This is a genomic window from Streptomyces sp. NBC_01481 (genome assembly GCF_026339995.1).
GTDB lineage: Bacteria > Actinomycetota > Actinomycetes > Streptomycetales > Streptomycetaceae > Streptomyces.
Map to the genome: position 1 here is coordinate 956490 of NZ_JAPEPT010000001.1, position 22651 is coordinate 979140.

The window sequence follows — 22651 nt, forward strand, 5'->3', positions numbered from 1 at the left end:
CTTCCCCGGAGGCTTCTGTCATGCACAGCCGTATCGGTCTCTTCCTGTCCCCCGTCCACGAGACCGGCCAGGACCCGCACCTGGCGATCCGCCGGAACCTGGACCTCGTCGAGTACGTCGACGACCTCAACTTCGACGAGGCGTGGTTCGGTGAGCACCACACGCTGGGCTGGGGTCTGGTCGGGGCGCCCGAGACGCTGATAGCCGCCGCCTCGCAGCGAACCACCCAGATCAAGCTGGCCCACGGTGTCGTACCGCTCTCCGGCCACCACCCCTTCCACGTGGCGAGCCGCGCCGTCCACCTCGACCACCTCACGCGCGGCCGTTACATCCTGGGCGTCGGCCCTGGCGTGCCCTTCGACGCGAAGATGTTCGGCCTGGAGCAGCCGGTGCAGCGCCGCCGCCTGGAGGAGGCCCTGCCGACGGTCCTGGAACTCGTCAACGGTGACGAGCGGATCACCAAGCAGACCGACTGGTTCGACCTGCGCGACGCCAAGCTCCAGCTGCCCCGGTTCAGCCCGCAGGGCATCGAGGTCGCCGTCGCCACCTCCGGGACCTCGCAGTCCAGCCCGCGCCTGATCGGCCAGTACGGGCTGAGCATGACCTCGTTCGCGCTCCCTTTCGCGCTGCTCACGCCGGGCGCGCCCGCGCACATCAACCTCGCCCACCAGTGGAAGTACGCGGAGGAGGCCGCCGCCGAGCACGGGCAGACCCTGGACCGCGACAAGTGGCGCATCGCGTTGCCGGTGCATGTGGCGGAGACCCGCGAGGAGGCGTACGCGGACGTCCGCGAGGGCTACGATCGCTGGCTGTTCGAGTACTTCGGCAAGGCGGCCGGGCGTGACGTCCTCAGCCCCGAAGTGCCGCGCGAGAAGGCGCTGGAGGCCCGGGTCGAGGCGGGCGGCGCGCTCGTAGGCTCTGTGGACGACGTGGTCGCCGGCATCGAGCGCCTCCACGAGATCACCGGCGGCTTCGGCACGCTGCTCGTCTACGTCGCCGACTGGACGTCCTGGGAGAAGACCAACCGCAGCATGGAACTGCTGGCCCGCCATGTCGCACCGCGCATCACCGGCTCGGCGGCGCGCCCGCAGGAGGCGGTGGACTTCGCGATCGCCAGCCGCAAGAAGTAGGCGGGCCGGGGGCCCGAGGAGGCAGGCCGCGTCGGCACGGCTGGCGGAGGTACGGCCGACGCGCTCCGGAAGTCCTCCTCGCCGCCCCGCCGTCAATCACGTCACTCACGCCACGTCACGCCGGGCCGTTTCCTCGGCCCGGCCGGGCGCCCCACCCGATCGGAAAGAACTCATGCTGGAGCAACGCTCGTTCCGCGACATACTCGGCCGGTTCACCACGGGAGTGGTACTGGTCACCGCAGACACGGCCGAGGGCCCCAAGGGCATGGCGGTCAACTCCTTCACCTCCGTCTCGTTGACCCCCCCGCTGGTCGCCCTGTGCGCCGCGGACACCTCCTCCACCTGGCCGGCCATCCGCGACACCGGTTCCTTCGCGGTGACGATCCTCGGCGACCGGCACGCGGAACTCTGCCGCCTGTTCAGCACGAAGGGCGCCGACCGCTTCGCCGCCGGCGACTGGTCGACGACCCGTGCCGGGCACCCCATCCCCGCCGACGGCCTGGGCTGGCTGGACTGCCGCATCACCACGGTCCATCCGGCGGGCGACCACGAACTGGTCATCGCCGAGGCCCTGGAGGGCGCCCTGACCGAACAGGCGGACCCCCTGGTGTTCCACGCCGGCCGCTTCACGGCCCTGGCAGCGGCCTGAGACGAACGAACACCGACGCGTTTCGGGTTGGTTCGGCCGGTTCGGTTGGTGTGGTGGCTTGGCGGTCGGCCCCGGCACCCGCCCCGGCTTCGCCCCCCTGAGCCGGCGGTCCGGTGCGGTCCCGGTCTCGGGCCGGCGATCCGGGGGGCCAGCGGTGTCCGGCGATCCGGTTCGGTGCCGGACACGGCCGACGGCCGCCCGTCACCGCCTGACTCCTCCCGTCCACCGGGCCGAGGCCACCGGCGTCCTCGGCCCGGCCCTGTCCCCCCGGCCTGGCATCCGCACCGGTTCCGGTTCATGCCCCGCGTCGACGCCCACCAGAAAGGCAACCTGCGTGTCCCTCACCGATCCCACACTCACCGCGCCCCTGCCGCCGGATGCCAGGGACGACGCCGACCTCCACTTCGTGCGGACCGCCCCACGCCATCTCGTCGACCGCAGCGCGGTGGCCGAGGTACTGATCACGGATTGGCGGCGGCTGGGCCCCGACGCCTTTCGGCTGGGCGCGCAGTGGCCGCGCGGGCACCACTTCTACGCGCCCATCGCCGGTACCTGGTACGACCCCCTGCTCGCCGCCGAGTCACTGCGGCAGGCGTCCGTCCTGGTCGGGCAGACGTACTACGGAGTCCCGGCGGACCATGACTTCACCATCGCAGAACTGGAGTTCGAGGTCGTGCCGGGTGCCATTCTGCTCGGCACCCGCCCCGCCGAGGTACGCCTCGACGTCGCGGCCACGGACGTACGGCATCGCCACGGCACCCCGACCGCGCTCACGCTGGAGGCCGACCTGCTGCGCGGCGGCGACTTCGCCGGTGCCGGACGGCTGACCCTGCACACGACGGCTCCCCGCGACCCCGCCGCAGGGGAGGGCGGCGGGTACCCGCCGCTGCCCGACCCCGTCCCGCCGGCGATCGTGGGCCGGTTCGACGAACGCGACGTCGTCCTCGGCGTCCCCGGCTCCGCCGGTGCCCGCCGGGGGCTGGTCTGGGACCTGCGGATCGACCCCGGACACCCGGTGCTCTTCAACCACCCCACCGACGAGATCCCTGGGATGGTCCTTCTGGAGGCCGCCCGCCAGGCCGTCCAGGCGGCCTGCGCCCCGTACCGCGTACTCCCCGTGGAACTGCGCAGCGCCTTCCATTTCCCCCTGAGCCTGTCCGCCCCCTGCCACATCTCCGCGACGCGGCTCCCCGCGCAGGACGCGAGCGAGGACGCCGCCCTCCGGGTCACCGCCTGGCAGTCCGGCCGCCTGGCCTTCGACAGCCTGGTGGTGGCGAGTCTGTGTGACTGAGTACGCGCCCTGGTGCTCCCGGCGGTGGGGCGCAGCCGGGTGGGTGACTATGAGCTCGGTAGCGCGGGTGGTGTGTTGGGTGCGGGTCGGTGGGCGTTGGTCGTGCAGTTCCTCACGCTCAGCTTGGTGTTCAAAACACCAAGCGCATCCGCCATCGCAGCAGTGCCGCCGGCCTCGAAGCGGTGCACCGCCTCAGCCCGCCCCCGCACCGGGGTGGAGCCTCCGCGCGTTGGAAACTACGTCGGCGTGGTCATCGGTGGCGCCGTGAGCGGGCTCCTCGGCTCCACCGGCCAGTTCCGTCTCGCCTACGCGGCACCGGCCGCCCTGGCGCTTCTTCTCCTGGCCGCCGCCCGCCACTTCACCCAGCCGCCGCGCGGGACGCAGCCGATTGCCGCCCGCCAGACGCGCTGTCGTCACGGGTCGGCACCGTCATAGCAGCCTGGATTGCTGACACGCAAACGCATGCACGCATCCCCTCTTACCGGGGGTACTGGGCGTACCTATCACGAACTCCCCTGTAGGAAAAGCCAGTTGATGTGAGTCCGCTTGTGGAGACCTTGTGCTCGAACGCAAGGTCCCCCTAACGTGCACGGCGTTCGGAGAAGTCGAACACCGCGTGGCCGGACCGCCGAATCCTGCCCCCGGCGCGCGGCAGCACATCACCACACCGCAGGCAGGAGCGGGGGACCCACTTGCGCCGTACGGGACAACACGTACCCGGGCGGCTTGGGGTGAAGCCGTGAGAACCACGGCCGGGCAACTCTCCAGCCCGAACCCGACAGCTCACCTCGCAGGCGTTCGGAGTAGGAGCCACCGTGATATCTGCAGTCGGAAGACACCGCGTCCCACACCCCCACGCCACCACCCGCCGCCTCGACGGCCCCACCGACGCCGAAACCGCAGCAACCGGCGGCACCGTGGTCTCGACGGGCCGCGACGGGAGACCGTTCGCATTGAACTACGCCCGTCCCGCCGTGAGCCCCCCGGCCGTGGTCCCCTACGCCTATGACCCCCTGCGTCAATTGAACGTCCTGCCCGATGGGCGCCCGGCCATCAGCGACCGCGACCTGCTGCTGGCGTGCGGCACCACCACGTCCACCGCCGGTTCCCAAACGCACTTCGATGACTGACGGCCGCCCCATGACCGTGCTCGTACTGACCTGCGAGGAGGACGTGACCGCGGACATGGTGGTGTCCGTCCTGGATGATGCGGGAGTCCCGGTCGTACGCCTGGACCCTGCCGACCTCCCTGGCCAGGTTGCCCTGTCTGCCGAATACGTGCGGGGCGACTTCGACGGGCACCTGTCGGCCGGTGGTCGTGTGGTGAGCATGAGCGGACTGCGCTCGGTATGGGTACGCAGGCCCGGCCGTCCGGCAGCGCGTGCCGCCCATGAGTCCGCATGGCTCACCGCCGAGGCCGAACAGGCCCTGTACGGAACGCTGAACTGCACGGGCGTGCGCTGGATGAACCACCCGGCGGCCGCCGCGCAAGCCCGCTGGAAACCATGGCAGCTGCGCGTCGCCCACCGCAGCGGCTTCGCCGTACCCCCCACGCTGATCACCGGCTTTCCGCGGGTTGCACGCGAGTTCGCCGCCCAGTACCCGGACCTCGTCGTGAAGCCGGTTTCGGGAGCGCATCCGGGCGACCCGGCGCTGGCACTGCCCACCACCCCCGTCGGGCCGGACGCCGACTTCGACGCGGTGACCGCCGGCCCCACGCTCCTGCAGCAGCGCGTGCCCAAGCGCGCGGACATCCGGCTGACCTGTGTGGGGGACGAGCTGTTCGCCGCGCGGAGGGCGTCCGACCCGGACGAGGTGGACTGGCGTTTCACCGACAACGGCGGTGCCTGGGCTCCGGCCGAAGTACCCACCCGCATCGCGAAGGCGGTCGGCGCCTACATGTCCCTCGCCCAGCTCGCGTACGGCGCCTTCGACTTCGCTGAGGACGGTGACGGCACTTGGTGGTTCCTGGAGTGCAATCAGGGAGGGCAGTTCGGCTTCGTCCAACTGGAGACCGGTCAGCCCATCGCCGAAGCCGTCGCAGCCTGGCTGGCTCTGGGTCCTGCGGTGTGAGCCGACCCGGGGCGTCAGCTCACGGTGAGGGTGCCTTTCATGTTCGTGTGGATGGTGCAGATGTAGGGATAGCTGCCGGATGTGGACGGAGCGATGAAGGTGGCTGTTTCGCCGGGATCGATGTCGCCGGTGTCGAATGGCTTGTCCCCGGTGGCGGTCAGGGTGTGCGTGACCGAGTCCTGGTTCTCGACGATGACCTTCGTTCCGGGGCGCACCTGAAGTGTCGCCGGGATGAAGGTGAAGTTCTTGATCGAGATGTGAGCTGCGCCGACGTTGGAGGTGCTTGGGGCGGATGAGGCGCTGGTGGTGGCGGGGGTGGCGGTGTCGTTGCCGTCGCCGTTGCTCGAACATCCGGCCAGGGCAAGCAGGACACAGGCTCCGCCCACCCTGAGGGCGGTGTGGACCCGGTCCGGATAGGTGAGGGACATGCCGGGCGGACCTTTCCGACGAGGGATGCCGTGGTCTGGGCGCGGCTGGTGATCGGCCGCCGCATTCAGGTTCGCCGTCCTCGGTGGCGCTCGCCAGGGCGGTACCGCCAGTCGCGGTGCCGTTCACCTGAATGCCGACGGGAGTCGCGCTTCATCCCGGGCGGGCGGGGGAGCGCCGACATGGTTCACCCAATGGGCGAGCGACGCGACGGGCGCGGTCAGCCCGGTCCCCTCGGCTGGGCGAGGCGGCCGGCCGGCAAGGTGGCGGTCGGTATCGGGAGGCTGCCCGGCGCGGCGCCGCGCAGGTCCCGCACGTATTGCTCGCGCGGTACGAGGTGGGCGCCCAGGCCGCGGACGTGCGGGCTGTCCCGCTGCGCGTCGAGCAGCACGCCGCCCGCCTGTGCGAAGCGCTCCGCGAGGTCGGACACCGCGACCTTCGAGGCACCGGGACGGTGGAAGAACATCGAGTCCATGCTGAAGACCGATCCGACCTGGAGGCCGAAGACGCCGCCGACCACATCGCCGTTCTCCCACACCTCGACGCTGTGGGCATGCCCCAGCTCCTGCAGGCGGATCAGGCTTGCGATCAGCTCTTCGGTGAGCCACAGAGGGTCGCGATCGGCGCCGCATTCGCGGACGACCTGCTCGAACCTCTGGTCCAGGCTGGTCGACCACGGCAGCTGGTTGCGCAGCCTGCGGGCGAGGCTCCGGCTGAGGTGCGCGGCCGAGACGGGCAGCACCGGCCTGGGGTCGGGCGACCACCAGGAGACGGCGTAGGGATCAGCCGATTCCTCCCCCACGAGCGGGATGCGGCCCTCTTCGACCTGCTCGGCGAAGACCACCTCATTGAGGATGCGGGTGTACTCGTCGGATGCCGGGAACGGATAGACCCCGGCGCGGTATGCCGCCAGGAGGCCGGCGGGACTGAGGTCGGCGGAGAAGGCCACCGGACCGTCGGGCGCCGCTTTGCGTACGTCCAGCGCCTCCCAGTCGGGGCATCGGTTCACCACTGCGATGCTCCGTGCCCTTGGTTGATCCCGGGCCGGACGTATTCGGCCTGGGAAAGGTAGTCGATGTAACGGTCCATCATCTCCGCGTCCACCGGCGGAATGTCGATCCCGGCGTCCGTCAGCGCCCGTTCCGCGTTGTCGCGTGTGAACTCCGCGAAAACGCCCTGGAAGTACATCTCGCTCACGGTCATGTCGGCGCGGCTGCAACGGTCGACGAAGAGCGGGACGAACGGGGTTATCGGGTCGGTGGGGTGCCCGGCCGCGTACTTCACCAGAACGGCGATCCACTCGGCGTAGGGGATCTCCTGGACCGGGTAACCGCGCTGGCGCAGGCGCTCGGCGAGCGAATGCAGCAGCGTGGGACGGGGGTTGTTGAGGTGGTAGACCTCGCCGCGAGCGAGATGGTGGGTGGAGATGTGTCCGATTGCGCGGGCGAGGTGGTCGGCCGGCAGGAAGTCCAGCGGCAGCCGGACGTCGGGGCACAGCCCGGTCCGCGCGATGAAGCCGAAGAGGGCGGCCAACTCGCTGCTGGTGTTCATCACGCTGGTTCCGCTGCCGCCCGTGATGTCCATCAGGCGGTAGATGGCGACCGGAAGGCCCGCATCGGACGCCTTCTGCAGCAGCGCCTCGCCGACCCACTTGGCCTCCACGTAACCCACCGACAGATAGTCCGGGAACTGCAGCGGCGTGCTCTCTGTCACCTCGCGCACCCCGGCCGGCCCGAATCCGGCGAGCACCGCCATGCTGGACGTGAAGTGGACGGGGACGGCCCTGTCGGCGGCGAGGCGGATGATCTCGTATGTTCCCTCGATATTGGCCGCGCGCAACTCGTGGTACGGGTAGATGAAGTTGACCTGGCCGCCGAAGTGGTAGACGGCGTCGATGGTCGACCCCAGCTCCTCGAACAGGCCGGGAGGCAGCCCCAGTCCGGGCTTGGCCAGGTCGCCGACGACCGGCTGGACACGCTCGCTGGACAGATCGCTGAGGACGTACCGCTTGTGGCTCGCGCGGATCCTCTCCATACCGTCGAGGTCGTCGGAAGCCCTGACCAGACACAGGATCCGCCCCGTCGTCCTGCGCAGCAGCTCGTCGATCATGTACGCGCCGCAGAACCCCGTCGCCCCGGTGAGGAGGACGTCGCCGGGGCGCTCAGGGTGCGGAGCCGGCGCGTCACGGCCTATCGGCGGCATGCTCCGAGCGGTCTCGGCGGCGAAGTCGACGCTCCCGCCTTCCGGATGGGCCAGTGTGCCGGCACGTGCCTGGCGCACGGACTCGGTGAAAGCGGCGAGCATCGGCTGCTGCAGCAGCGAGCGGGTCAGCTCGCGGATCTGTGTGACGCCGATGCCGAAGATGACGCGGGTCCGGGCGAGCATCTCCATGGCCAGCAGCGAGTTGCCGCCCAGCTCGAAGAAGTCGTCGTGCGGACGGACGTACTCAACACCCAGGATCTGGCCCCACAACTGGGCCATCCCCTGCGGCACCGGGCGGTCGTCGGCGGTGGGCGTCGTCACCGCGGTCTTGGGTTCCGGCACGGCCTTGCGGTCGAGCTTTCCGCTGGGCGCGACGGGCAGCTGTTCCACCGCGTGGAAGGCTGCCGGGATCATGTAGCCCGGCAGGACCTCGGCGAGTGCCGACCGCAGCCGCGTGCGCAGCGCCGCCTCGCCGCCGGCCGGCTGTGCGGCCGGCGTGTAGTACGCGATGAGGTGCCGGTCGCCGTTGTCGCGCGCCCGGGCCACCACCATCGCCTGGCCGATCTCCGGGTGGGAGACGAGCGCGGCCTCGATCTCGGCCGGGTCGACCCGGAATCCGCGGATCTTCATCTGGTCGTCGACCCGGCCCAGGACTTCCAGGTTGCCGTCCGGGCGCCGGCGGCCCAGATCCCCGGTGCGATACATCCGGTCGCCCGGCGCGGAGCCGTGCGGGTCGGGCAGGAACTGCTGTGCGGTCAGGGCGGGTTGCCGCCAGACACCGCGCGCCAGCCCCGGGCCGCCGATGTAGATCTCGCCGCGCTCGCCCGCCGGCACCGGGCGCAGTTCGGCGTCGAGCACGTGGACGTGACTCCCCTCCAGGGCCCTTCCGATCGGGGCTACGGCGGTGTCCGGCGCCGCGAGCACCTCCTCGTTCAGGTCGCAGAGCGTGGAGGTGATGGTGGTCTCGGTGAGCCCGTAGGCGTTGACGAGCCGCGCGCCGGGGATCCGGCGCAGAATGGCGCGGCAGTCCTTCGCGGTGACGATCTCGCCGCCGACGATGACGAGCCTCAGCGACGCGAGGATCTCGCCGCGGTCCGCGACGGAGACGATCCGGTGCCAGAAGGCGGGGGTCAGGTCGGCGACGGAGATCCCGTGCTCGGGGAGGCGGTGCAGCAGGTCGGTGGGTGCCCACGTCTGTGTTCCCGCGAGGACGAGCGTCGCGCCGCTGGTCAGTGTGGCGAAGACCTGTTCCAGCGAGGTGTCGAAGCCGAGCGCCGCGGCGTGCAGCACCCGGTCGCCGGGCCTCAGTTCGTACGCCCGGGACACCGCGGTGAGGGAGTGGGCCAGCGACCGATGGGTGATCATCACCCCCTTGGGGGGCCCGGTGGATCCGGAGGTGTAGATCACGTAGGCGAGGTCGTCCGGCCGGGGGCCGCGTGCCGGCGGAATTCCCTCCAGAGGCGCCTGCGTGGCCTGTTCCCCGGCGTAGACGATCCGCGCCTCGCACCCGGCGAACAACGGGGCGTGCTCACGGCTCGAGACAATGTGGCGTGAACCGGTCTCCCCGACCAGTGCGACGATCCGCTGCTGCGGAGTCGCCGGGTCGAGGGGGAGGAACGCGCCGCCGGAGCTCAGTACCGCCAGCAGCGCGAGGATCAACTCGGGCTCGCGGTCGAGGCACACGGTGACGACGGACTCCGCGCCGACGCCCGACTCCCGCAGTTCGTGGGCAAGCAGGTCGGCGCGGCCGGTCAGTTCGGCGTAGCTGAGCCGGCCCTCGTCCGAGACCACCGCGAGAGCGGACGGCTCATCCCGCGCCCGCTCCCGGACCAGCTCGGGCACGGTGCCCGGCCCGGAACCCGGAGGCCGCCCCTCGGCGCGGGCGCTCGCGGGCCGCATGTCGGTCCACAGGTGTTCGACCAGGCTCCCGCACTCCGCGGCGGACGCCGGTCCGCCGATCCGGCGCCACCCGTCCGGAATCCGGCGATCGGCGGGCCAGATCGCGTACTCCTCCTCGTCGTTGCGCAGCACGACGCACGGCGCGGCCGACTCCGCCGGAGCGTCCTGGCGTTCTGTCACCTTGGGTCTCCTGCCTGGCGCGGCGTCCTGCGGAGCACGGCCTGGGCCCCCCGAGGGAGAGGCCGGGTCCATCACCGCTTCCTCTCCGCGGGCGCCTCCTCAGGCAATCCGGTCAGGCGGCCGAGCGGCGGTGCGAGGACGAGCTGCTCCGCCTCCTCGGCGCTGACCGGCTCGGCGAAGAGGTATCCCTGACCGAACTTGCAGCCAATGGAGGTCAGCAACTCCTGCTGCCTCACGTCCTCCACTCCTTCGGCGATCACCGTGAGGCCGAGTGTGTCCGCGAGATGGGTGATGCCCTCGACAAGGGCGTACTGTTCGGGTGAGCGCCCGAGTTCGTCGACGAACGACTTGTCGATCTTGAGTATCGAGATCGGGAACTCACGCAGATAGCTCAGCGACGAGTAGCCCGTTCCGAAGTCGTCGATCGCGATGCGGATCCCGAGGTCGGTGAGCGAACTCATCTCGGCCAGGATGCGTTCGTCGTTGTACATCAGCACGCTCTCGGTCAGTTCCAGTACGAGAGAGGACGGTTCGATGCCGGAGAGATCCAGGGCGCGCCGGATCACCTGGTAGAACTCGGCGTCCCGGAACTGACGCGGCGACACATTCACGCTGACGTAAGGCTGGATGCGGTCGGCCGTCCCGTCGCGCAGCACGGAGCCCTGCCACCGGACAGCCTCGGCCGCGGCCTGATCGAGCACCCAGGCGCCGAGCGGTACGATCTGTCCGCTCTCCTCGGCCAGCGTGATGAACTGCTCCGGCAGCACCATGCCGCGCGTGGAGGGCCAGCGAACGAGCGCCTCGAAGCCGGAGATCCGCCCGCTGGCCAGCTCCACGATGGGCTGGTAAAGCACCAGGAACGAAGTCTCGATCGGCGAACTGTCCAGGCCCTCCTGCAACTTGGCACGCTCGGCCATGCCGCTCTGCAGCTCCGGTTGGTAGCGGCGCCACTGGCGCTTGCCCGCCGTCTTCGCCGCGTAGAGCGCGAGATCGGCGTGTGTCAGCAGTTCGACCGAGTCGATGCTGTCCTCCGTCGTCGCGACGCCGATGCTCGCGTATGTGCTCACCGGCCCCACGCTGAGCCGGAACGTCTCGGCGAACACGGTCATCACGTTTTCGGTGAACCGCTCCACGCCCTCGGGCCCAATGGAGCCCTCCACCAGCAGTGCGAACTCGTCGCCGCCGATGCGCGCGGCGGTGTCGGAGGCACGGACGGTGGTCGACAGCCGGAGTGACAGCGCGACCAGGAGTTCGTCGCCCACGCTGTGGCCGTGTATGTCGTTGACGACCTTGAAGTCGTCCACGTCGACGAAGAGCACGCCGACCACTGTGCCGTCGCGCTGGGCCTGAACCAGTGCGTGGTTGACCCGTTCCTGGAAGAGGATGCGGTTGGCCAGGCCGGTGAGCGGGTCATGGAACGCCTGATGGGTGAGTTCGCGTTCGAGCTTGCGCTGTTCGGTCACGTCCTGAAGGGTGAGCACCACCCCACCGACGGTCGCCTCCTCGCGCAGGTCGCTCCACCTCACCTCGACCTCGATGGTTGCCCGGTCGGTGCGGACCATGCGCCAGTGCTCGCGCCTGCCCTGGTGTTCGCGGGTCCGTATCCGGCCGAGTGTCTCGACCACCCCGCGGCTGTCCTGCGGCGGCACCAGATCGATGAGGAGGGTGCCCTCCAGGTCCGGAATGCCGAGCACCTGGTCGGCGGAGGGGCTGGCGTAACGGATCCGGTCGTCGTCGTCGAGGATCAGGATGACGTCGGAGGCGTTCTGCACCAGCGTGCGGAAGTACACCTCGCTGTTGCGCCGGTTGACTTCCTGTGCGAGGGCGACCCGTGCCACGGCAAGTGCCGTCTGAGCGGCGAGAGTCGCCAGCGTTTCGCGGAGTACGAGCAGGTCCTGCTCGTCCCCGGCCACGATCAGCGCCCCGATCAGCGGATCGCCCGCGGGGTGATCCTGCGAGCTGAGGGGGCAGATGAGCGCCTGGTCGGTGCGGCTCGGCTCCTCGTCCTGGCTCGTGAGGCAGTCGGCGAGATCGGGCCCCAGACCGTCGAGGGGCACCAGGCGGTTCTCGCCGGACGTGGTCAGTTCCCGTACGGCTGCGGTCACCCGTTCGGCCGCGGGCCCGTGTACGCCGCTGTGCGCCCCGTTCACCCAGAGCGCGTTGTCCGGCGGGGTGAGCAGCGCGGAACGCGGCGGGCCGTGCGGCATCAGCTCCGTCACGGCGGCGTGGGCGGAGGCGGCCACATCCCGCACGTCGCGCGCTCCGCCCAGCGACGACACCGCGATGCGCAGCACCTTCTCCCGGCCGACCGCCTGCCGGTGGGTTGCCGCCACGCCCGCCAGGCGGTAGAGCACGAGGACGAAGAGCACCGCGGAGAACACTCCGATGACGCCGACATTGGACCTCACGCCGCGCAGCGCCTCGATCAGGAGGATGGCCGGCGCGATCAGCGACGCCAGGGTGAGCAGGCTCAGCCGGCCCACACCGGTCTCACCGCGCCATGCCACCGGCTGGGTCAGCGACCGCATGGACGGATGGAGCGCGGCGGCCGCCCAGGCGCCGTACAGGACGGCCCAGCCGAGCTCGACGACGCTACCCGTGCGCCACGTTCCGTTCAGTACTATCAGGCCGTAAGCCACGTCTGCGGCGAGCAGGCCGACGGTGCCCGCGGTGAGCAGCATGAGCGCAGGGCTCCTGCCGCCACGGCCGGCGAGCAGGCGCAGCAGCATCGCCAGTACGAGGATGTCGCCGAGCGGATAGGCGATGGAGAACGCCTTCTGCACCCAGGTAATACCCTCGATGTGGGCGAGCGGATCGATGAGGAAGATCCACGAAAGCAGCGCCAAGCCGACTGTCAGCGTCAGTGCGTCGACGAGGCTCGCCCGGTCGCGCCACCCCGTGCGCCAGTGGACAAAGCCCAGCAGCCCGGCCGCATAGAGCGGATATGCCGCGAGATAGAAGCCGTCGGCGATCGACGGAAACGGCATCTCCTCCTGGAGCAAGTCGATGAGGATGATCTGGGTGGCCTGGCCCGCGGCGAAGGCGAAGTTTCCCGCGGCGAGCAACAGCCAGGGGAGTCGATGCGCCGGGCGGTTGAGAAAGACACCCAGGGAAATACCGATGACGCCGAGCGCTCCAATTCCTACGAAGATCAGCCGATGCTGCGGAAATGTGTAGTAGAGCGCCGTCAGCAGGATGATGCATGCGCTGACGGCGGCCATCGCGGCCAGGCTTCGCAGTCGCGGGTTCACCCCAACTCACCTCCAGGGAGGGCCACTTGTCGGGCGGACCGAGCTGGGCGAACGGCACCGGGCGTCGGCGGAGAAGCCCGTGGGATCGGGCTGAAAAAGGAGAATCTCTCCGGGGCCGGGATTCGGTCCTGGTTGCACGGGAACACGATCGCCGGTATACGCAGTCACCGGTACACTCGGTCGCCGGTATACGGGCTCCTTCTCGCCAAGACATCGACGTGTCTTCGACCCAGCTTACCCGGCTCGCCATTTCCCGCATGCGCAGGGAGAGATACCCCAACGCGCAAGGAGAAATACCGTGTCGCGTCGCGAGATGCCGCGCCGTACGTGAAAATGGAGGACGCGGAAACCGGACCGGATCCGCCCAGCGACGATCGGCTCCTGATGGAGCGTGGAGTCCCATGCTCTCCGATTACCGCCGGATCTTTTCTCCTGCAGGCACTCTGCTCTTCTCCGCCGCGGGCTTCATTGCCCGTCTTCCGCTGGCGATGATCGGCGTCGGCATCATCACCATGCTGTCGCAGCTCGGCTTCGAGTGGTGGCTCGCCGGCTCGGTCTCCGCCACGCAGGCGATCGCCGCCGCGGCAATCGGACCGCAGATCTCCCGGCTGGTGGACCGTCACGGCCAGCGCCGGGTGGTCCTCCCGGCGACGGCCGTGACGGTCGCGGCCATTGGTGCGCTGCTGCTGTGCGCCCGGTACGCCGCCCCGGCCTGGACGCTTTACATCGCGGCGGCGGTAGCCGGCTGCATGCCCAGCATGGGCGCGCTCGTCAGGTCCCGCTGGGCGGAGATCTACCTGCAGTCACCGCGGCTGCTGCACACCGCGTACTCGCTGGAGTCGGTGCTCGACGAGGTGATCTACGTCGTCGGCCCGGCCCTGGCGATCACTCTGTCGACCAGCGTCAGCGCCGAGGCAGGACCGCTGGCGGCCGGGGTCCTGCTCGCCGTCGGCGTCCTGCTGTTCGCCGCCCAGCGGCGTACGGAACCGCCGGTGCGCCACGAGTCGCAGCGCCCCGGGGGCAGCGTGCTGCGCATCCCGGGACTCGGCCTGTTGGTGCTGACGCTGACGTCGGTGGGAGTGGCCTACGGTTCGGTGGAGGTTGCGACGGTGGCGTTCGCCGACGCCCACCACCACAAGGGGTTCTCCGGCCTGCTGCTGGGGGTGTACGCGCTCGGCTCGGGCCTGGCGGGCGCGGCCTTCGGAGCGATCAGGCCGCGGGGGGCGATCACGCGGCGGTTGCTGGTCAGCGTCTGCGCGATGGCGGTGACGATGGCACCGCTGTTGTTCGCGCCGAATCTCGCGGTGCTGGCCGGGATGCTCTTTGTGGCGGGCATGGCCATCGCGCCGACCCTGATCACCGCGATGGGGCTGGTGAGCCACCTGGCGCCGGCCTCTCAGCTCACCGAGAGCATCACCTGGCTCGTCTCGGGCCTCTCCGTCGGGGTGGCGCTGGGCTACGCCGCGTCCGGATGGGTGGTCGATGTGGCGGGGGCCTCGGCGGGCTACCGCGTGCCGTGCGGGGCGGCCCTGCTCGCCGCCGCGACGGTCTCGCTCGCCCTGCCCCGGCTGACCCGGGCCGGCGTGCAGTGAGCTCGCCGAGCGTATCGGGTGCCCGGCGCCGCCGATGCCGGGTGGCGCCGTCAGTCCGTCGCGAGGGAGATCTCCGTCGACTTGATCAGCGCGACGACCGAGGACCCCGCCGTCAGGCCCAGATCGGCGACCGCGTCCTTCGTGATCGCGGCCGTCAACTCGCCGCCGACGACGCCGATCTTGACGCTCGCCATCGCGCCACCGGCGGTGATGCCGTTGACCGTGCCCGGGATCTGATTGCGGATGCTCAGGCCCTCGACCGCGGCCGTGGCCAGGGAGACCTCCGTGGACTTCATCAGGACGCGGACGGCCGAGCCCGGGGCGAGGCCCAGCTCCTGGGCGGCCTCCAGCGTGATCGCGGCGGTGATCTCCTGGCCGCCCTCCAGGCGGACCTTGACGGTCGCCATGACCTCGCCGGGATGGACGGAGACGACCGTGCCGGGGATCTGATTGCGGATGCTCAGGCTCATGGAAGCACCGTAGCCACGGGCGCGGGCGGAGGCCGGTCGGCGCGCTTACGTCACCCGGCGGCGGTCGGGACGAGCCGGACGCACGTGGGCGCGCCCCTCAGCGGGGCGCGCCCACGGGTCCGGTGACCGCCGGTCAGAAGGACGAGACCCGCAGCAGGCTCTCCTTGGTGCCGTCGGGGTCCTGGGAGGGCCAGGTCCAGTCGAGGCTGCCGGCGGCCTGCAGGGCCGTCTTGACGGACAGGGGTGATGCGGTGGGGTGGGTGGCTCGGTACAGCGCCGCGCCGCCCGCGACGTGGGGTGCCGCCATCGAGGTGCCGGACAGCGTCGAATAGCCGCCGAACCTGTAGGTGGAGCGGATGCACACGCCCGGCGCGATCAGGTCGACGTCGGCGCCGTAGTTGGAGAAGTCGGCGAAGGTGTCGTCCTGGTCGTTCATGCAGCTGGCCTGCCCGAGGCCTCCGGGCTTGCCGTCGAAGTCGGCCAGGGCGCTGACGGTGATCACTTCGTCGTACGCGGCGGGGACGGTGTTCTTCGCGTCGGCGTGGGCATTGGCCGCCGCAACGGTGTAGGTGACGCCCTTGGCGACCGAATCGCAGATCGCCCGGTGCTCGGCATCGCCGTTGGTCCTGCCGCAGTTGCCGTCGTCGGTGCCCTCGCCGCCCAGGCTCATGTTGGCGACGTCGATCTGGTCGGCGTGCTGGGTGACGTAGTCGATGCCGCAGATGACGTCCGACGTGCTGCCCCAGCCGGCGGCGTTGAGCACCTGCACCGGCCAGATCCGGACGCCCGGCGCCATGCCGACGACTCCGGTGCCGTTGTCCAGAGCGCCGATGATTCCGGCGACATGGGTGCCGTGGCCGTGGTAGTCCTCGGGCGGCAGGAAGGGGATCGTGCAGTTCTTGCCACCGGCTCTGTACACATTCAGGTCCGGGTGGTTCAGATTGACGCCGGTGTCGATGACCGCGACATCGGCGTTGACCCGGGTGTCCTTGCCGTCGATGGCGGCGGTGGGGCTCAGGTCGGCCTCCGCACGGTTCACACCGGTCGGGACCGACTGGGCGGCGGCTCGTACCCACTTGTCGGGCTGCACCGAAACCTGGGGGTCGGCGGCGAGCGCGGCTGCGGCGCTCGGGGTCATGGATGCCGCATAGCCGTGGACGGCGTAGCGGTAGACGTGGTGCACCACGGCACCGAAGGTGGAGGCCTGCTCCACAGCCGCGTCCACAGCCGCGTCCATTTCGGCTTCCCCGCGAGTGGTGGTGTCCGCGAGGGTCACGATGTACCGGCCGGGGATCTGACCGGACGGGACGGACTCCTTGGCCGCGGAAGGAGTCGGTGTAGCAGTCAGCAGGGCCAGAGCAAGGAGGGCGGCGCCGAAAAGTTTGGGCATCCCGGACCTTTCGTGAGAGCGGTGGAGGGCGAGCCAACCCGGCAATTCCGGGGCATTTGCCCTGGAAATATTCGGTTCGCTATCGCGCTCACAGCTAGCAGGTTTGCGGCGATGCGACAGCCCGACATACGGCGCCCAGGGGATTCTCTGACCCTCTGTCAACCATGTGGCCCTGTACGGACCCTCGCTGCCTCGCCCCGCCGCCCGGGCCGGTTCCAGGCCCGGGCCATACGGGTCCGTAGCCGGGACCGGCCGCGGATTCTCAGGCTCATGAATCCGCCGTGAGGGCGGCGGCGCCCGCTCGCCGGGCTGTGCTTTGGGCCTTCGTCCAACCGGTCTGGCATTTGCTATGAAGCAGCGCTCCATGGCTTGTAAATGCTGGTCCATCCTGCCTACCGTGTCGCATATGCAGTCCTACACAATCGGCCAGGCGGCGCGCCTGCTGGGCGTCAGCGCCGACACCGCGCGCCGCTGGGCCGACGCCGGCCGGGTCGTGACCCATCGCGACGAGAGCGGCCGTCGGCTTGTCGACGGCCGTGATCTGGCCGCTTTCTCGGTCGAGGTCGCCCAGAGCGGCACCGGCGACGAGGAGGTCTCGTACACCTCGGCCCGCAACGCCTTTCCCGGCATCGTCACCGCCGTGAAGCTCGGCGATGTCGCCGCGCAGGTCGAGATTCAGGCCGGTCCGCACCGGCTGGTCTCCCTGTTGACCCGGGAGGCTGTCGAAGAGCTGGGACTGGAAGTCGGCATGCAGGCCACCGCCCGCGTGAAGTCGACCAGCGTGCACATCGACCGCACCTGAGCAGCTGACAGCCCACCTTCTTCCGCCTTCCGCTTCTTCCGCAGTGGCGTCGTCCGTCCCCGACGCGGCCTTTCCCTACCGCTTTTGCCAAGGAGTCCCGTCATGTCGTACGCCTTCACCCGGCGCCGTACCGCTGCCGTCGTCCTGACCGCCGCCCTGCTCGTGCCGCTGGCCGGCTGCGGCAGCGACGACGCCAAACCGGACAGCGGCGCGAAGACCGGCGCATCCGGCACGCCGAATGCCGCTCTGATCGTGCTGGCCGCCTCCTCGCTGACCGATGTCTTCAAGACCGCCGGTGCCGCGTACGAGAAGTCCCACCCCGGCTCGAAGATCACCTTCTCCTTCGCCGGGTCGCAGGAACTCGCCGCCCAGGTCAAGCAGGGCGCCCCCGCCGACGCGCTGGTCACCGCCGACACCAAGACCATGGACGGTCTGAAGTCCGACACCGGCACCCCGACGGTGATCGCCAAGAACCGTCTGGTCATCGCCACCGTCGAGGGCAACCCGAAGAAGGTCGACGAACTCAAGGACCTCGCCGACAGCACGCTGAAGGTCGTCCTCGCAGCGCCCGAGGTCCCCGTCGGCCGCTACAGCAAGAAGATCCTGGACTCTCAGAAGATCGTGGTGAAGCCGGTCTCGGAGGAGCCCAACGTCCGGGCCGTCCTCAGCAAGGTCGAGCTCGGTGAGGCCGACGCGGGTCTCGTCTACAAGACGGATGCCGCCACAGCCACCGGCAAGGTCGACGCCGTCGAGATCCCCGACGCGCAGAACGCCATCGCCCAGTACCCGGCCGCGACCCTGAAGACGTCCAAGAACAGCGAGGCCGCCGCCGCGTTCGTGCAGTGGCTGTCCACGCCCGAGGCGCAGAAGATCCTCAAGGACGCGGGCTTCCAGCAGCCGTAACCGCCGTACGCGGGCTGCCCGGTGCGGGGGGGCCGGGCAGCCCGCCACCAGACCCCCGGGAACATCCGATGAGACGTCCGCGCACGCGTGGCATCCGCACCACCCCGGTCGCGCTCGCTGTGCCCGCGCTCCTCGCGATCGCGTTCCTGCTGATGCCGCTGATCGGCATCCTCGCCCGGACCGCCTGGGGCGATCTCGGTACGCATCTGACCAGCCCGGGCGTCACCGAGGCGCTGCGGCTGTCGCTGCTCGTCTCCTTCTGGGCACTCGGTCTCTCCCTGCTCCTCGGGGTGCCGCTGGCCTGGCTGCTGGCCCGCGTCGACTTCCCGGGCAAGGCGCTCGTACGCTCCCTCGTTCTGCTCCCGATGGTGCTGCCGCCGACCGTCGGGGGCGTGGCGCTGCTCCTCGGCTTCGGGCGCCGGGGACTGCTCGGCCCCTGGCTGGAGGGGACGTTCGGCATCACGCTGCCCTTCCACACCTCGGGCGCGGTCGTCGCGGCGACGTTCGTCGCGATGCCGTTCCTCGTCATCAGCCTCGAAGGCGCCATCGGGGGCCTGCGTCCGAGCTACGAGGAGACCGCGGCCTCGCTCGGAGCCACGCCGCTGCGGGTGTTCCTCACCGTCACGCTGCCCATGGTGGCTCCCGGGCTCGTCGCCGGGGCGGCCCTCACCTGGGCGCGTGCGCTGGGCGAGTTCGGCGCGACCATCACCTTCGCCGGCAATCTGCCCGGCACCACACAGACCCTGCCCCTCCAGGTCTATCTGCTGCTCCAGTCCCAGCCGGAGGCGGCCACCTCGCTGTCCCTGCTGCTGCTCGCCATCGCCATGGCGGTGCTCGTCGCCCTGCGCGGGCGCTGGACCGGCGGGACCCCGGCCCGGGCAGCAGGCGGACAGCGCCCCCAGGACGGCCCCGAACCGGCCCCGGCCGGCCCGCGGGCGGACTTTCCCGTATTGGACGAGAACTGGCGGCTGCACGCCCGCGTCACCGGCTTCAACGAGCTCACCCTGGACGCCGAGCCCGGCACCACCATCGCCGTCGTCGGCCCCAACGGCGCGGGCAAGACCACCCTGTTGCGCGCCCTGCTCGGCCTGACCCCGCGAGCCCATGCGGCACTGCGCCTCGGCGACGCCGATGTCACCGATCTGCCCCCGCACCGCCGCGGCGTGGCCTGGGTGCCCCAGGACGGCGCCCTCTTCCCGCACTTGAGCGCCCTGAGCAATACGGCCTACGGGCTGCGCGCCCACGGCGTCCCGCGCGCCCAGGCCCGCCGCAGCGCCCAGGACTGGCTCGACCGGCTCGGCGTCGGCCACCTCGCCCACCGCAGGCCCGCCCAGCTCTCCGGCGGCCAGGCCCAGCGTGTCGCCCTGGCGCGGGCGCTGGCCGCCCGGCCCCGGCTGCTGCTGCTCGACGAGCCGCTCGCCGCACTCGACCAGACCACCCGGGCACGGGTACGCCACACTCTGCGCACCCACCTCGACGGCTTCGGCGGCGTCTGCCTGATCGTCACCCACGACCCGGTGGAGGCCGTCTCACTGGCCGACCGCGTTCTCGTACTGGACGAGGGCCGCGCCATCCAGGACGCGCCGCCCTCCGAGGTCACCCGCCACCCCCGCTCACCGTGGGTCGCCCGGATGCTCGGCCGCAACGCCTGGCCGGGCACAGCGACTTCGGACGGCCTTGCCCTCCCCGGCGGCGGGCTTCTGGTCGTCGCCGATCCGCTGCCCGTCGGCACCGAGGCGCTGGCGATCATCGCGCCGGAAGCGGTCGCGGTGCATCGCGACAAGCCCGGCGGCAGCCCGCGCAACGTCTGGCCGGGCACCGTCAGGGAGATCACCGCCAGTGGCAGCCGGCTGCGGATCCTCATCGCCTCGCCGCAGGCGCCGGACCTCGTCGCCGAGATCACCCCTCAGGCGGCAGCGGAACTCGGCCTCGCTGAGGGGACTTCCGTATGGACAAGTGTCAAGGCGACAGAAGCCGTTGTTGTCACTCTGTGAGTATTGATCGTCGAACAGGGCGGGAAACCGGCCAACTCTGAACAAAAGTCGAGCACTCTTTATCCTTTCCCGGCAGCGGTCGGAATGGTCGCCGGTTCCCGGAACTCTTGTTCCCCGCCTGGGGTTTGTGTAAGGGTGAGCTTCCTCGCGTCTGAACATGGTGTTTCTTGTTCAGTCGTTCGAATTTCACCGCGGTATAGACCAAGTAGGGCGCATCCTTTCAAGCGACAGAAATTTCTCCGGGCCGTCAACTCGGACCGGGGAACCGGCAACCGTTCAACCCCCCACCGCAATGCCCTGGATGGAAACACGTCTATGCAGAATCCCCGTACTCCGGGTCCCGTCCCTCCCTCTCGCACCGGCCTCAGCTCCGGGGACTCCGACGAAGGTCTCGCGGCGACACTGCGGACCGGCGGGGGGACGGACGAGATACGTCCCGTAGCAGTGCTGCTGGCGAGGCACTGGCAACCCGTCTTCGACTACACGTCGATCTGCACTCCATCGGCCACGGGGGCGTCCATGCTCGCCACGGCCGCCTGCAACAAGGTGCTGGAGAATCTCCGGCAGGTGCGGACGACGGCGGCGCTTCGTCCGCTTCTTTTGGTGACGGCCCGTCAAATCGGCAAGGCGTGGGCGGCCGACGAGCGGATCACCGCACTGCCAGAACTCCAGAATCCGGACACCGGCCGCTCCGTTCCGGTCGACATGTTCACCATCCCGGAGAATCGGACCCTCGTCGCACGGGCATTCCAGGCATTGCCCGGGCCCGCCCAATGCCTGCTGTGGCACGCCGAGGCCGAGGGCGAGGGCATATCCGTACCGGCCGGTTTGCTGGCCATTGATCCGCGGGGCGCGGCGGCTCAGCTGGAGCAAGCCCGGGAAATCTTCCGGGCGGCGTGCCTGCGGTTGCACGTGGAGCTGGCCCCGGACAGCGAATGCCGCCACTTCAGCAGGCTGCTCGACGTGTCCCTGCGGCGGGGCGGCACGCTGATCCCCGACATCAAGACGCACTTGGCGAAGTGCCAGCACTGCCGCTTCGGCGCGGAACAACTCGACCAGGTCGGCGGCCGGCTGGCCCTGCTGCTGGCCGAGGCCGTACTCGGCCGGGCCGCCCAGCCCTATCTCGACTCGCGGCCCGCCCGCAACAGCGCCCGCTTCCAGGCGAGGGCCGCCAGGGCGGAGGGGGCGTCCGGGGTCGCCGGAGTGCGCGCGGCGGTACGCGGCGCCGGACGGCACTCGCGGGGCGGACGCCCGCGCGCACTGCCCCGCCTCTCGCTGAGCCCGCGCGGGCGCGGCGCGGTCGTCACCGGGCTCGGGATCATGACCGGCCTGCTCGTCGTCGCAACCGCCGTCACCGAACTCTGGCTTCGACGACGGCTACGTGCGCGCGGGCGCGCGCGCAGCGCGCGCGCCTCCTCCTCCCCCCCCCCCCCCTCTCCCTCCGTCCCGAGCGGCTCCGTCACGGCGATGCCCGCGCCCGGATCCCGTACCCCCTCCGACCCCGGCCCCCAGCCGTCCACCACCTCTGCCGCGATGCCGACCGGCCCGCTGAACACCACGCTGCGCAATCTCGGCGCGGACCTGTGCCTCGACATCAAGGACCAGAGGGTGGAGGCCGGTGCGGAGGCGACGATGGCGGCGTGCTCGTCGGCGGTGACCCAGCAGTGGGTGTACGAGACGGACGGGCTGCTGCGCAGCGCGGCGGCCGTCAACCTCTGCCTCGACTCCCACGAGCTTGACGGGGTCGCCGAACTCGGCGTCTGTACGCAGGAGTCGGCGGCCGATGCGGGGGATGTGCGCTACGACCTGACGATCCAGGGCGATGTGATCCCGCGCTGGAACGAAGGACTGGCTCTCGTGCCCGCGTCGGCCGACGCCGGGTCGGCGGTGGTGGTCAAGATGAGGGACGGGTCGCCGGGGCAGCGATGGGCCACTGACAACGTTGCCGCACGGGTGCCGAGGGCGCGGCCGAGCGCGGACACGGCGCATCCCTCGACCAAGGAGGTCAACATGCCGCCGGCCGGGGGCATTAGCAGCGCGTCCGCCGGAACGGGCACGGCGCCGGCCCCGGAGCCGCCTGCGCCGACGCAGCGGTACGGCGAGGCCCGCTCGAGCGTGCGCCGCGTCAACGACGGCGGTACCGGGTGGGGCTCCGAGGCCGCCGCTCCGGGCGAGGAGCGCGCGCGCCGGGTGCGCCCGTCGGCTGCGACGAACCTGCTGAGGCCGACGGCCAAGGGTGCGACCGGCTCGCTGAATTCGAGGGTCCCCGACAAGGCGGAGGCTGATCCGGCGGCCGGACCTGAGCCCATCGGGGCTCGTATCAAGGCCGCCCCCACTCGCCCTGACCGAGCGTCACTCTGACGGGAGAGAGCTACGTGTCGCTTCGCGGCAGCTTCGGG

At 70.5% G+C, this 22651-nt stretch carries 17 protein-coding genes and 1 riboswitch; of the genes, 11 read left to right on the forward strand and 6 right to left on the reverse strand.

Features of this window, described 5'->3' with window-relative positions:
* Positions 1–20 precede the first annotated feature (20 nt).
* The 6 genes from OOK40_RS04440 to tgmB all read left to right on the forward strand — a co-directional run bounded on the left by OOK40_RS04440 (position 21) and on the right by tgmB (position 5143).
* Positions 21–1130 carry an LLM class flavin-dependent oxidoreductase gene (locus OOK40_RS04440; RefSeq protein ID WP_266476628.1) on the forward strand — a complete coding sequence of 370 codons (1110 nt, stop codon included), beginning with the start codon at positions 21–23 and terminating at the stop codon, positions 1128–1130.
* Between the two features lie 172 nt (positions 1131–1302).
* Entirely contained in the window at positions 1303–1779 is a 477-nt protein-coding gene (locus OOK40_RS04445) for a flavin reductase family protein (RefSeq protein ID WP_266476630.1), read from the forward strand.
* A 334-nt stretch (positions 1780–2113) separates the two neighbouring features.
* Positions 2114–3070 (forward strand): ScbA/BarX family gamma-butyrolactone biosynthesis protein, encoded by a 957-nt coding sequence (locus OOK40_RS04450; RefSeq protein WP_266476632.1) that lies wholly within the window; start codon positions 2114–2116, stop codon positions 3068–3070.
* A 246-nt stretch (positions 3071–3316) separates the two neighbouring features.
* Positions 3317–3505 carry a hypothetical protein gene (locus OOK40_RS04455; protein WP_266476634.1) on the forward strand — a complete coding sequence of 63 codons (189 nt, stop codon included), beginning with the start codon at positions 3317–3319 and terminating at the stop codon, positions 3503–3505.
* Positions 3506–3725: 220 nt separating this feature from the next.
* Positions 3726–3882, forward strand: a riboswitch (cyclic di-AMP (ydaO/yuaA leader).
* A gap of 105 nt (positions 3883–3987) precedes the next feature.
* Positions 3988–4200 (forward strand): putative ATP-grasp-modified RiPP, encoded by a 213-nt coding sequence (tgmA, locus tag OOK40_RS04460; RefSeq protein WP_266478869.1) that lies wholly within the window; start codon positions 3988–3990, stop codon positions 4198–4200.
* A gap of 10 nt (positions 4201–4210) precedes the next feature.
* On the forward strand, positions 4211–5143 hold the full coding sequence (gene tgmB, locus OOK40_RS04465; RefSeq protein WP_266478872.1) for an ATP-grasp ribosomal peptide maturase: 933 nt from the start codon (positions 4211–4213) through the stop codon (positions 5141–5143).
* A gap of 14 nt (positions 5144–5157) precedes the next feature.
* On the opposite strand, the gene OOK40_RS04470 is transcribed toward tgmB, so the two are convergent.
* The 4 genes from OOK40_RS04470 to OOK40_RS04485 form a co-directional block, all read right to left on the reverse strand.
* Positions 5158–5571, reverse strand: a complete 414-nt coding sequence (locus OOK40_RS04470) for a cupredoxin domain-containing protein (RefSeq protein ID WP_266476636.1) — start codon at positions 5569–5571, stop codon at positions 5158–5160.
* A gap of 218 nt (positions 5572–5789) precedes the next feature.
* Positions 5790–6578 carry a leucyl/phenylalanyl-tRNA--protein transferase gene (locus OOK40_RS04475; protein ID WP_266476638.1) on the reverse strand — a complete coding sequence of 263 codons (789 nt, stop codon included), beginning with the start codon at positions 6576–6578 and terminating at the stop codon, positions 5790–5792.
* Positions 6575–9850 (reverse strand): amino acid adenylation domain-containing protein, encoded by a 3276-nt coding sequence (locus OOK40_RS04480; protein WP_266476639.1) that lies wholly within the window; start codon positions 9848–9850, stop codon positions 6575–6577. Before OOK40_RS04480 ends, OOK40_RS04475 begins: the two co-directional genes overlap by 4 nt.
* Positions 9851–9921: 71 nt before the next feature.
* Complete coding sequence (locus OOK40_RS04485) at positions 9922–13101, reverse strand: bifunctional diguanylate cyclase/phosphodiesterase (protein ID WP_266476640.1); 3180 nt, start codon at positions 13099–13101, stop codon at positions 9922–9924.
* A 401-nt stretch (positions 13102–13502) separates the two neighbouring features.
* On the opposite strand from OOK40_RS04485, the gene OOK40_RS04490 reads away from it, so the two are divergent.
* The gene (locus OOK40_RS04490) at positions 13503–14693 is read left to right on the forward strand and encodes an MFS transporter (RefSeq protein WP_266476641.1); all 1191 of its coding nucleotides are present in this window, start codon (positions 13503–13505) and stop codon (positions 14691–14693) included.
* Between the two features lie 50 nt (positions 14694–14743).
* Here the strand turns inward: OOK40_RS04490 and OOK40_RS04495 are convergent, their stop codons facing one another.
* Together OOK40_RS04495 and OOK40_RS04500 are read right to left on the reverse strand one after the other, a co-directional pair.
* The gene (locus tag OOK40_RS04495) at positions 14744–15163 is read right to left on the reverse strand and encodes a molybdopterin-binding protein (protein ID WP_266476642.1); all 420 of its coding nucleotides are present in this window, start codon (positions 15161–15163) and stop codon (positions 14744–14746) included.
* 133 nt (positions 15164–15296) lie between these two features.
* The gene (locus OOK40_RS04500; RefSeq protein ID WP_266476644.1) at positions 15297–16553 is read right to left on the reverse strand and encodes a S8 family serine peptidase; all 1257 of its coding nucleotides are present in this window, start codon (positions 16551–16553) and stop codon (positions 15297–15299) included.
* A gap of 406 nt (positions 16554–16959) precedes the next feature.
* Between OOK40_RS04500 and OOK40_RS04505 the strand changes: the two genes are divergently transcribed.
* The 4 genes from OOK40_RS04505 to OOK40_RS04520 all read left to right on the forward strand — a co-directional run bounded on the left by OOK40_RS04505 (position 16960) and on the right by OOK40_RS04520 (position 22613).
* Positions 16960–17355 (forward strand): molybdopterin-binding protein, encoded by a 396-nt coding sequence (locus OOK40_RS04505; RefSeq protein WP_266476645.1) that lies wholly within the window; start codon positions 16960–16962, stop codon positions 17353–17355.
* A 102-nt stretch (positions 17356–17457) separates the two neighbouring features.
* Positions 17458–18258, forward strand: a complete 801-nt coding sequence (gene modA, locus OOK40_RS04510; RefSeq protein ID WP_266476646.1) for a molybdate ABC transporter substrate-binding protein — start codon at positions 17458–17460, stop codon at positions 18256–18258.
* Between the two features lie 68 nt (positions 18259–18326).
* On the forward strand, positions 18327–20252 hold the full coding sequence (locus tag OOK40_RS04515; protein WP_266476647.1) for an ABC transporter permease: 1926 nt from the start codon (positions 18327–18329) through the stop codon (positions 20250–20252).
* Positions 20253–20567: 315 nt separating this feature from the next.
* Entirely contained in the window at positions 20568–22613 is a 2046-nt protein-coding gene (locus tag OOK40_RS04520) for an RICIN domain-containing protein (protein WP_266476648.1), read from the forward strand.
* The last annotated feature ends 38 nt before the right edge of the window (positions 22614–22651 follow it).

What these genes read in the sequence shown, in the direction of transcription:
- OOK40_RS04440 (WP_266476628.1), top strand. Translation starts at nt 21, where the DNA reads ATGCACAGCCGTATCGGTCTCTTCCTGTCCCCCGTCCACGAGACCGGC.
- OOK40_RS04445 (WP_266476630.1), top strand. Translation starts at nt 1,303, where the DNA reads ATGCTGGAGCAACGCTCGTTCCGCGACATACTCGGCCGGTTCACCACG.
- tgmB (WP_266478872.1), top strand. Translation starts at nt 4,211, where the DNA reads ATGACCGTGCTCGTACTGACCTGCGAGGAGGACGTGACCGCGGACATG.
- OOK40_RS04470 (WP_266476636.1), bottom strand. Translation starts at nt 5,571, where the DNA reads ATGTCCCTCACCTATCCGGACCGGGTCCACACCGCCCTCAGGGTGGGC.
- OOK40_RS04490 (WP_266476641.1), top strand. Translation starts at nt 13,503, where the DNA reads ATGCTCTCCGATTACCGCCGGATCTTTTCTCCTGCAGGCACTCTGCTC.
- OOK40_RS04495 (WP_266476642.1), bottom strand. Translation starts at nt 15,163, where the DNA reads ATGAGCCTGAGCATCCGCAATCAGATCCCCGGCACGGTCGTCTCCGTC.
- OOK40_RS04500 (WP_266476644.1), bottom strand. Translation starts at nt 16,553, where the DNA reads ATGCCCAAACTTTTCGGCGCCGCCCTCCTTGCTCTGGCCCTGCTGACT.
- OOK40_RS04505 (WP_266476645.1), top strand. Translation starts at nt 16,960, where the DNA reads ATGCAGTCCTACACAATCGGCCAGGCGGCGCGCCTGCTGGGCGTCAGC.
- modA (WP_266476646.1), top strand. Translation starts at nt 17,458, where the DNA reads ATGTCGTACGCCTTCACCCGGCGCCGTACCGCTGCCGTCGTCCTGACC.
- OOK40_RS04515 (WP_266476647.1), top strand. Translation starts at nt 18,327, where the DNA reads ATGAGACGTCCGCGCACGCGTGGCATCCGCACCACCCCGGTCGCGCTC.
- OOK40_RS04520 (WP_266476648.1), top strand. Translation starts at nt 20,568, where the DNA reads ATGCAGAATCCCCGTACTCCGGGTCCCGTCCCTCCCTCTCGCACCGGC.